Annotated in this window: 3 protein-coding genes; 1 reads left to right on the top strand and 2 read right to left on the bottom strand. The window is 42.8% G+C overall.

Annotation, left to right across the window (positions count from 1 at the left end; all coding sequences use genetic code 11):
• Positions 1 to 94: 94 nt before the first annotated feature.
• Together F6K57_RS02185 and F6K57_RS02180 are read right to left on the bottom strand one after the other, a co-directional pair.
• Positions 95 to 6,571, bottom strand: coding sequence for a type I polyketide synthase (locus tag F6K57_RS02185; RefSeq protein WP_293064412.1), 6,477 nt, complete (start codon positions 6,569 to 6,571; stop codon positions 95 to 97).
• A 1,432-nt stretch (positions 6,572 to 8,003) separates the two neighbouring features.
• On the bottom strand, positions 8,004 to 8,159 hold the full coding sequence (locus tag F6K57_RS02180) for a hypothetical protein (protein WP_293064409.1): 156 nt from the start codon (positions 8,157 to 8,159) through the stop codon (positions 8,004 to 8,006).
• 650 nt (positions 8,160 to 8,809) lie between these two features.
• Between F6K57_RS02180 and F6K57_RS02175 the strand changes: the two genes are divergently transcribed.
• Positions 8,810 to 10,903, top strand: a complete 2,094-nt coding sequence (locus F6K57_RS02175) for a PEP-CTERM sorting domain-containing protein (RefSeq protein ID WP_293064406.1) — start codon at positions 8,810 to 8,812, stop codon at positions 10,901 to 10,903.
• The last annotated feature ends 981 nt before the right edge of the window (positions 10,904 to 11,884 follow it).

The raw sequence follows: 11,884 nt of genomic DNA, 5'->3' as shown, positions 1-11,884 counted from the left end.
ACACTCAGCACTCAGCACTCATTACTCAAGCACTATATAGTAAACTACACCCTGCTTTTTGCCACTAGTTACACTCAGCACTCAAGCACTATATTTAGATGGATGGCTCAGTGCTCAGGGTTACTCGTCCGAGTGAACTATATCCAACTTCAGTAATATAATGGTTAGGATCGTGAAGTTCAGCCATGATGTACTGAGCCGAGCCCTCAGCATTCAGCTCAGGACTCAGATCAATGCCCCGACAAAATACCGATTTCCATTCAATGTTTAGGGTTTTAGTCAATCCAAATAGACCCGCACCAATTGCACCAAAGTTCACGTTTTTTGCTAATCCAAACGCTCCATCAAGACGAGTAACAGTCATGAAACAACTGCGTCCTTGACGCGCTGCTTGATTCAGTGATGGTTTGAGATGTTTGGCAATCAAAAAGACCTGCTTAAGAAGAGCTTTTTCTAGGTCAAGAAAGGTAATCCCATGATTGGGCCCGGTCTCAAGGGCAGGATTGAGATGAATGAATGCAGCAACCGAACCATAGTTAGCAGTAATTGCTGCCAATTGTTGTTTCAAATGCTCCTCACTCAAATCGTTCAACACAATACGACTAACTCCTTTCGGTAAAGGTAGTTGTTCTGCAATCAGGGATTGGGGAAAACTTAAGACCACCACTTTCCAGTCACGGTCTGTTAGGGATTGAGCCAGTTTGGATGTAGTTAGTGAACCATCATCGGTTAACAAAACAATATGCTTGTCAGGTAACGCGAAATCCAAACTATCTGGCTCAGGTAGAGTTTTAAGTTTTACCAAACAGCGTGGAATATTATGATCTAGCTCAAGTTGCTCACTAGAAGGCTGCTGCTGGAACTTTTTTTTTTCAGTCGTCGCTGTCTGCTGTTGAAGATACTCAACAATTTGACCAAGAGTGCGAAGTTCTCCGAGTTGCTCTGGATTCGCTTGAGGCAAATCAGGATACATCTCTTGCAAAGCACCTAGAATTTCGACCCGTTTGATGGAGTCAATGCCTAAATCCGCTTCCATGTCCATATCCAGCTCTAACATTTCCGCTGGATAGCCGGTTTTTTCGCTAACCACATCGAGCAGAGTTTGACCGATGGCGTTAACATCTATAGCTGGTAGTGGTGTGGGATTTTCTAGCGCTATATTGTCACCAACTGGTTTAACCTCATTACTTTCCACTGGCTCAGATTCGATTATTTGCATCTGAGCTAAGTCAGTATCAGTTGTTGCTTCAGGTTGGACAGGGAGAAACTTAGAACCATAGGACTGTAGGTATTCCACGATTTGACCAAGGGTACGCAGTTCTCCAAGTTGCTCTGGATTGGCTTGAGGCAAATCAGGATACATCTCTTGCAAAGCACCTAGAATTTCGACCCGTTTGATGGAGTCAATGCCTAAATCCGCTTCCATGTCCATATCCAGCTCTAACATTTCTGCTGGATAACCGGTTTTCTCGCTAACCACATCGAGCAAATTTTGACTGATGGCGTTAACATCTATAGCTGGTAGTGGTGTGGGATTTTCTAGCGCTATATTGTCACCAACTGGTTTAACCTCATTGCTTTCCACTGGCTCAGATTCGATTGTTTGCATCTGAGCTAAGTCAGTATCAGTTGTTGCTTTAGGTTCGACAGGGAGAACCTTGGAACCATAGGACTGTAGGTACTCCACGATTTGACCAAGGGTACGCAGTTCTCCAAGTTGCTCTGGATTAGCTTGAGGCAAATCAGGATACATCTCTTGCAAAGCACCTAGAATTTCCACCCGTTTAATCGAGTCAATGCCTAAATCCGCTTCCATGTCCATATCCAGCTCTAACATTTCCGCTGGATAGCCGGTTTTCTCGCTAACCACATCGAGCAGAGTTTGACGAATGGCATTAATAGCCGTAGCTGCTGATGCTGAAGATACTACTTTTGCTGTTGGCTCAACCTTGACTTCAGTTACTAAACTTTCCTCAACGGATGTTGAGACATTGCTTAAAGCTGGCTGTGTTTCTGGCTCCTTAACCAGGGTAGTCCTAGGAACAGTTATAAATGCTCTCGAGCTACTTGAGCTATCAGAAAGATTCTGTTTAACTGTTTCTTCTTGCTTTACAACCTCCCCATTGTCAGAGGTTTGGCTATCCTGCTGGTCTACTAACTTATGTTTTGGCTTAGTCGCTGTAGTGAGTTTGGTAGTGCCTGGCAAATTATTGAGACTATCCTGAGCGCTAGTAACTGATGTTGTCACCGTTGTAGGAGTAGGTTGTTTGGTTAACTCCTGATTCCCCACCAATTGATTCCCTACAGCAGTTTCTAGCACTGGTTGATCAACAACCTCACCTGTGAGAAGCTGTTGATACTGCTGTTTTACCAGTTGGAAAAAGTTTTTAGTATAGTCTACCTGATGGTTTAAATATTGTTCATGGACGTTGAGAGTTTGAGCTTGCTGCTGGTGAAACTGCATCATACTGCGCTCTAAGCTCTGTAGGACAACTTGCTTGGTTTGCGCTTGTTGATCAGTTCCGTTGCTGTTGCCAAACAAGGAATGCTGCTGCTGCATCAGTTGAAAAAAGGTTTTGGCATATTCCAGCTGATTGTTCAGATATTGTCCGTGAACCTGTAACGTTTCACCTTGATGCTGACTAAATAACTTCAAGCTGTACTCTAAGCTCTCTAAAAGACGTTGAGAATTTACAGATAGGGTTGGTGTTGAGGGCATGTTCGATTCAAGAGCGGGTTGAGTAAGAGCTAGTGCTGGTTTGGCATCAGACCTGTCATTGGTGCTACTCCCAGAGGAGGTCACAAGATGCCCATTTGGCTTTTGAGTAGGTTGAGTGGGAATTGATGTGGGTTTGCTCTGAGAAGTCTCCATGGGACGTAACCGAGATGTGGGCTGGATGAATGGCGAGAGTGCAATCCTGTTTCTTGGGTTCTGGGCCATAGCCCCCTTGCCATTGCTCTGGCTAGAGCGATGTCCATTACTCAGGGATGGTGTCGATGGAGTAACAACCTTAGTTGAAGAACTCTGCTGATGATTGGCCTTAGCTGTCTTACCATTGCTCTGGCTAGAGCGATGTTCATTACTCAGGGATGGTGTCGGTGGAGTGACAACCTTAGTTGAAGAACTCCGCTGATGATTGGCCTTAGCTGTGTAACTATTGCTCTGGCTAGAGCGATGTCCATTACTCTGGGATGGTGTCGGTGGAGTGACAACCTTAGTTGAAGAACTCCGCTGATGATTGGCCTTTGCTGTGTAACTATTGCTCTGGCTAGACCGATGTCCATTACTCAGGGATGGTGTCGATGGCTTGACAACCTTAGTTGAAGAACTCTGCTGATGATTGGCCTTTGCTGTGTAACTATTGCTCTGGCTAGACCGATGTCCATTACTCAGGGATGGTGTCGATGGCTTGACAACCTTAGTTGAAGAACTCTGCTGATGATTGGCCTTTGCTGTGTGACCATTGCTCTGGCTAGACCCATCTCCATTGGTGAGCATTTGTGTCAGTGAAGTTTCCACTGTAGACCCATGAGTTGCCCCATTATCCTGAGCAAGAGATGTCACTTGATGTCCATCCTGCAAAGCCTTTTCAAAAGCCTTTTTCGTCTTTTCTGACACATAATTAGCGCAATTTAACCGGACATTGAGCCGTTTTTTGTCAGTCTTGGGTGCTGGAGGCTCAATTTGGTAGGGGTCGAGGTTTTTCAAGGGCAAACCAGCAACGCGCAACTGGATAACCGCTTGACGCAATTGGCGATCGCTATCCTGTTGACGACTCGCATTTAAGGCTACGGCGACATGGGGTTTATCACCAAGAATATCCTTTACTAAGTGGGTCAGGATGCTCCGAGGTCCAAACTCAACAAAGCAATACCCCCCTGCATTGTAGATAGTTTCGATTTCCTGCTTGAACAGTACTGACTTGCTTGAATGTACTCCCAAAATGTTTTTAATGTCTTGGGGTTCAGTGGGATAACGCTCCCCAGTCACATTGGTATAAACCGGAATTTTTGCTTTTTTGAACCTAACTGCTTCACTCGCTTGAGCAAAAACTTTTTGGGCATGCCCAATCAGAGGAGTATGGAAGGCAGCGGAAACTGGCAGCAAAGTAGCAGAATACCCTTTTTCAGTCAACAGTTCCTTTACCTTCGCAATTTCTGCTGTTGAACCGGCTAAGACCACTTGGTGATTGGAATTGAAATTGGCAATGGTAACTTGAGGAAAACTATCAATAACCGCTTTGACTCGATTAACTTCTCCGTTCACCGCCAGCATTGCTCCCGGATCAAAATTTGGATCATCTGGGGTTGCCATTGCCTGGCCTCTAGCTTTAACTAGGAAAAAGTAATCCTCATCACTCAAAACTTCAGCAGCCCAGAGAGCAGTGAGTTCTCCAAAGCTGTGTCCAGCAATAAAATCAGGCTTAAATCCTGCCTGTTGTAGAATCTTATAAAGACCAACACTGAAGGCTCCAATGGCTGGCTGAGCATAATCTGTACGTTGCAGTGCTTCAGCCTGGATATGCCGTTGAGCTGTATCAAACACAGGCGCAGGAAAAACCTTTTCTGAAACGGGCTTCAAACTATCCTTGAGGAACAGACTATCCATATAACCATAGGTCTGGCGCAAACAAGGGAAATTCATCACCAGTTCCCGCCCCATTTCTAGATACTGGGAACCTTGACCTGAAAACAGGGCAACGACTTTTCCTTCCAGCTTGATACCACTGTCACGATAGTAGATCCCTTGGGGATGATTCCACGATTGTGCTTGTGGTTTCTTTTTCAGGTAGTTAATAGTTTTTTGTAAGCATCTGCAAGCTTGTATTAGAGAATCCGCCACAAACCCCACTCTGGCTTCAGTGACCGGAATTTCTTCAGCTTTACAGCTATCAATCAGTTCCTGGTAGTGCTCCTCTCCAGTCTTAAATTGTAATTTTTGTAAGGTATCTTCACAACGAGCTAACAATTGCTCTGGTGTTGGCGCAGACAGGAGAATGGACTCGGAAGTGTGGTGTAAACGATAGGCATGATTGTTTTCCTGTTCATATTCTTCTAGAACAACATGATAATTCGTGCCACCAAAGCCAAAAGAACTCACACCAGCACGCCTTGGCCCATCTCCTTGAGCCCGAATCCAGGGTCGGCTTTCAGTATTCAAATAAAATGGTGAATTATCAATATCCAGTGTTGGGTTGGGGTTGGTGATGTTGATAGTAGGTGGCAAGATTTTGTGGTGTAGAGCCAAGGCAGTTTTGATTAGACTAGCTGCACCAGCCGCAGCTTTGGTATGCCCAATCTGGGATTTAACAGTACCGAGAGCAACATACTGTTTTTTGGGGTTGTTTTCACTAAAAACGTCCTTTAGAGCCTTGAATTCACTGGGATCCCCAGCTCTAGTCCCCGTGCCGTGTGCTTCAATCAGGCTGACACTGGTAGGAGAGAAACCTGCATCTTCGTAAGCCCGCTTCAAGGCTTTCGCTTGTCCTTCTGGGCGAGGAGCGTAAATGCTTTTATATCGACCATCACTGGACGTACCAATGCCTTTGATCACAGCATAGATTGTGTCATTATCTCGCTTAGCGTCCTCCAGACGTTTGAGTACCAGCATCCCGATGCCTTCACCCAGCATCATTCCATCCGACTCAGCATCGAAAGGCTTAATAGTCTGGCTTGGCGAGATGGCAGGGGTTTTGCTGAAACAAATATAGGCAAACAGAGAGTTATCCGTATCAACCCCTCCAGTCAGCATCATGTCAGCGCGATGCTCACTCAGCTCACTCATTGCCATTTTTAAAGCACCTAATGAGCTGGCACAGGCGGCATCCACTACACAGTTTGTTCCCCCCAAATCTAGACGGTTGGCAATGCGTCCAGCAATAACATTAGCTAGCATCCCGGGAAAGGCATTTTCGTTCCACTGCACATAGGCTAGCTTGATTTTTTCTACAATTTTTTTAGTATCCTGATCCGATAACCCACTACTTTTTAGGACTTTCTCCCAAATCGGATACTGCAATCTCACTGAAAGTGGTGTACCTAGTTGTTTTCCCAGTGCCGACCCTAGGATCACCCCAGTACGCTCTCGATTAAACTCCCGGGATTTGCCATAGCCCGCATCTTCCATCGCCTCCTTTGCCACTACTAGACTTAACAACTGGGAAACATCTGTTACTTCGAGGATATTCGGAGGGAGCCCAAACTCCATGGGGTTAAAATCGATATGTGGGATAAATCCCCCTTTTTTACAGTAGGTTTTGTCCGGTGCCCTGGGGTCTGGATCGTAGTAGTCGTCTACATTCCAGTGGGACGCAGGAACATCAGTAATGCAGTCGATTTTTGCAATAATATTCGTCCAGTATTCTTGCAAATTTCTGGCTTTCGGTAAAAGCGATGCCATCCCAACAATGGCGATAGGAGTTTGTGGCAGTTTTTGGTTAATATTGCTTGATTCTGTTAATTTATCCGACATCGTGTCTTTCCCTTGGATACGTTGGATCAGATTCTTTTCAAAGCTATCCAAGTCCTCTTGGAGCTGGGCCAATGCCATGTCAAGTTTAGAATTAGACATAGACTGAGTCTTAACCACGGTAAACTAGTTAACTTAATTTATAGTTTCATTTTTTTGTGATAATCAAACTAGTGTTATAAACTGAATTGCCAAGTTTATTTATTTAGTTTTACGGCTTTTAAATAAAAATTAATAGTATTAAAAAATATATTGTTTACCAATTATCACTGCTATTTAAGCTATTGTAAATAGTATGGATTGCCCTAGGGGATGACTTGGATAATATTTTTACAAATTTCATGTGCTGAATGTTTATTCTTGACTGTTTGTAAAGAGACATAAAAAACTACCAAGAGAGGGACGTGTGGGAATAGAGGGAAGTAGGAGAAGAGCAGGGGTGATTGTGTTTTAACCCTCACCACTATTGGCGCTTATTAGACAGGTTTATTTAGCATAAATTAGCCCCTGAATTTCCAGCAAACTACTCTATAGCAGTCCTAAATGATTCGTGAAATATATTGGCCAAAGCAAACGCTGTAACCCTTGCCCAGCAAAGATTCCAGATTTTGCTAATTTTACAAATGATTTAGGATTGCTATATCTGGTTCAGTTATGATTAACAGGTTTTAATTACGGCTTAATTTGACCCTATACCCTTTCAAGTTGTCATCCCCTGAAGTATTCAGCCATCAGCTAAGGCGCTACATGCTTACTGTACTTGCGAGCTATCAGCTATTGATGATTCCTGCAACAGAACTGAGTCAGAAGCAACCCATCACGAAGCGCGTCGCTCACGAAAACAAGCTTATGGGGGAACTCTCTTTATTGATCAGACGTTGGATTAGATTAGCTGTTTGCACAGCATGCCTGTAGCGCCTTAGCTCAGGATTTGATAGGTGAATGCTTACCCTAAAATACCAAACTTTTTTCTCCAGACAAAGTTTATCTATCTAGACCGATAGCAGCAATATACTTGGTATAAATGATAACATTGACCACATTAATCGTAGAAAAATTATCTGAATTTAACCTAGTCAATCTCTACGGGTTGACACCTTGAATCAGATAAACATTCAAGAAATAAAATAATTTTTCCTCAACTAGTAGCACAGGAGTGTCGCCTGTTACCGTTTTTTTCTGTTGAGCTAAACTAGGGTTAGCATCGTCAAATTAGTTTCAATAAGTCATGTAGTTTGACAAATAAATCCAGAGTTACAGGTTGAACTATCACTTAAATACAATAATCATCCCATTTATCAAATATCAGATATCTATTTGATAAATTTTGTATAAATTATTGATTAAGATAATGGCGATTATAGCGTTAGGTAGAGCTTTGAGTCGTCAAACACTAGGACTCTGTCAATTTAGTTTTTAGGCTTAGGGCAAGGTGTTAGATGTTAGCTGTTAGCTGTTAAGTGTTAGGCTTTTACATCCCTCACGGGAAGAAAAATTAGCTCCTAGCCACGGCATCAAATCCCCTGTACCCACTTCACGCCAAATCACCTCCCCTTTTACGGACAATGACTTCTTCGAGATCAGATAGAATTAATCGGCTGCCAGCCTTTAATAACTGTTGGGTTAACTCCTGTCCAAAACCACCCGCTGCACCGGTAATGAGTACAACTGCCTCTCGTAGATGAGTCATATTCCTGATTCGTAATTGATTTATACAGAACTTCTATTAAATCATTCAAAAACTGTGAATGAAATTCCGAAAAATCAAGATCAAGTAATGGTAAAAAATTGGTAAAGACCTAAAATTTACCCGCACAGGCCGATATCGTGCCTATAACGTTAAAAAGTACCTAAAAATAAAAAAGTCTCTTTTCCTCAAGCTTATTAATAAATTGAATCCGTATTTGAATAGACGAAAAATATATATTTTATACAGAGTGATTTTATCCAAATACAATTTTTTATTTTAATTTATCTAGAGTTAATCCCAGAGCCAATTCATTGACAGTTTCAGGTAATAATTAGTATGATTGAGCATTCACTATGTTGTTTCAATAAAGATCTCCAAAATCTGTGGTTGGATAGGCTCGGGGTATGCAACAATTAGTTGAGAAGCTAGCGGCTGCTTAGGTAACTTGAGTTAATTATCTCAGGATAAATATTTGTCTTGGTTGTAACTAATGCCTTGACCACTACCTTACCGTTACCTCTAATAGGGATGACAGACTGTAGCCTCAATCACCCTATATGACTTCAGAAACGGTCATTGTTTTGACCAAAGCCGCCTGGGAGCATAATTTTTCTACCAAGTACAAGGAAGAATAGGGAGTTTTAATTTTCGTGAAAGCCTCCATTTTTGCTACCGCTAATATTTTATTAGCTACTTTGGTAATTTTGGGAGTTGAGGTCAAACCTGCTACATCTCAGTCCTTAAATTTGGCTGATCAGGAACAATCTGATATCAGGAATTTTTTGAGCAGCCTATCGTCAAATAATCCAACTATTTCCAATAATAATTCCTTCTTGAACAGACTATTGCCTTTGCCCATAGTCAACAGCAGAACATCAGGTAGTAGTCAAAGCTCAGATAATATACTAGCGGAATTTATTACTGTCCTGAAAGTAGGCACCCCAGGTCCCGATCCTTTTGTAGGGGATTCAGGGACTAATATCATTTTCACTCGTACTGGCAATGATATTTTACTGGGTGTCGATCCTGGTGCTCCTATACCTGGTCAAGGAGAAATTGATATCTTAATTGGTGGTCCTGATAGTACTAGTGACGGATCGAGCGCCAATGCCCCTACCAGAGACCGATTTTTGTTGGGGGATGAAAATAATCCCTACTACGCTGGCGGTACCGGATTCCGAGGGAAGAAGGACTATGCTTTAATTGGAGACTTCGATCCCAACCAAGATACTATTCGGCTTCACGGCGACTCAAGTAATTATACTCTGAAACCGATCGGACCGAAAAAAAATGGCACAGCCATATATCTGAATAATCCTAGACCTGATCTGATCGCCGTTTTGCCAGGAGCTTCTGGTCTGAGTGTAGATGGTGACTACTTTGAATACGATAATACTCCCCCATCCCAACAACCAGCTTTCGATAATGCTCAGCAGTTGGGAAGTGCCAGTGTTGATATCGCGTTTAACGTTGGTACTGATAGCGTTGGTAATGTATACGTTACAGGATGGACTCAAGGGGATTTGGGCCAATCCAATGCTGGATCTCAAGATGCCTATGTAGCTAAATACAATAGCCAGGGTCAACAACAGTGGGTTAAACAGTTGGGGACTTCTGGTGAGGACCGCTCCTTTGATATTAGCTTTGACAGCAATGACAATGTTTACATTGCAGGCACCACCACGGGTAACTTAGGGGGGTCTGTGGTTGGAGGAGATGATGCCTATTTTATTAAGTTAGACAGTAATGGCAACACGCTGTTGAGTCAACAGTATGGAACTTCCCAATTCGACACTGCCTTTGCCATTGATGTTGATAATAACGGTAATATCTACACTGGGGGATATACTACAGGTGACTTAGGGGGAGTAAATGCTGGATCAGATCAGCCCATTCCCCTGTTTGATGATCCCTATGTGGCCAAGTTTGATAGCAATGGTAACCAGTTGTGGGCTAAACAGTTTGGTACTGTTGAGTTTGACGAACTTTACGGTGTCGCCGCCGACAACAATGGTAATGTCTTTGCTACAGGATTCACTACTGGTAAATTAGGCGAAGAGCATGCTGGCTTGTATGATGGCTGGTTGACGAAGTTTGATAGTAACGGTGAGCAGTTGTGGATTGAGCAGTTTGGTACTTCTAATTATGATTTTGCCTGGGATCTTGCTCTTGATAGCTCTGGTAATGTCTACAGCACAGGATTTACCTTGGGCTCTTTAGGGGGACCGAATGCTGGGTATTATGATGCCTTTTTGGTTAAATATGACACCGATGGCAACCAGCTATGGACTCAACAGATTGGGACTTCTGGTTCTGATAGCGCCTTTGCTATTGACATCGACAGTGACGGCTTTATTTATATTTCAGGAATCACTGATGGTGATTTAGGAGGAACCAATGCCGGACTCAATGATGTCTTTATTGCCAAGTTCGACAGTGACGGTAACCTGTTGATGACTGAGCAGTTTGGAACCCCCGAAGATGACTTTGCCTTATTTGGTATTGATGCCCAGCAGGCTGCTCAGGTTTACTTAGCCGGATTTACTGATGGGTCTTTGGGAGGAGCTAATGCCGGATCCTTTGATGCCTGGGTAGCTAGTTCCAGCCTTTCTGCTGGATCTGTGCCTTCAGCTCCTGAACCCACCACCATTTTGGGTTCCTTAGCCACACTGATTTTTGGTGCTGGGTTCAAGAAAAGACTTGGTAAGAAGTTCCACACCACTGTCTCCAAAAAAAGTACTTAACACGTTTAATCTAAAACCATTAAGCTAACACCAGCAAAACCTTATCATGTAAGTATTCAGCGTGTCGCGTATCAGCGTGTCGCGTATCAGCTTATGGGCAAGCTACTTGGGGTGCCAAAGGCCAACAACTGAACACTGACCACGGGTGCATCTCAATGCATGCAAAAATACGACCATTGAAAGCTAAAAAACTTCTACAGTTCCCTGAGTGATAGATTTACAACTTTGAGATGCACCCCTGACCACTGACGACTGACCGCTGACGCCTGAATGCTTACCTTATGATTTCCTAACTTAGTGATCTACTGAGAGTAGCTAAAACCCAATAGCTAAAACCTGAGCGGTCTTGCTTGAGGGTGTCTTCTACCACTTGATCAGACTTAGTACTTAGGCTCGAAGCTTATTGATTTAGACTGGTAGTGGGCTATAGGATGTGGAGTGTAGTGAGCAAAATTGGAACATTGATTGTTGGGTTTACTGCTTAACTGCTAAGACTTTTCTTAAAGCGATGGAGCAAGGGAACAGGGGAGCCAGTGCGTTCAAAGGAGGCCACCCCACTCGCTATTGCATCAAGACAGTTACAAATTTTTTATATAAAAGTTTTAACTATTACGTTGAACAAAAATTATTCAAAAAAATAATTATCAACTTATCATTCACTTCAATTAAGGGTCCTGGATATGCTGTTTTTTAAAAAATTAAAAAATATTCCCAAAATTCCCTTGCCATAACTTGGAGATCATGACAGAATATTTCAAGGTATAGAAATAGGTTACTTTTCAAATCAATCAAGTTTAATTTAGGGTAATAACCGTTTTTTTTTAAATAGGTTCAGTGCTGTACGGGCAACATTCATAAATAATTTTATTTTTACCAACTTGCCAAACTTTGTAAACACTAGTGCCATCTAGTGATGGTCAAGATCCTATAGGGTTTATCGTACTTATGAGGTAAAGTCAATTTTATTCTCGCTACTCCCTA

Origin of the sequence: Moorena sp. SIO4A5, assembly GCF_010672005.1 — a bacterium.
Lineage (GTDB): Bacteria > Cyanobacteriota > Cyanobacteriia > Cyanobacteriales > Coleofasciculaceae > Moorena.
The sequence above is the reverse complement of the archived record's forward strand: the minus strand, read 5'-3'. Positions and strand labels throughout refer to the sequence as shown.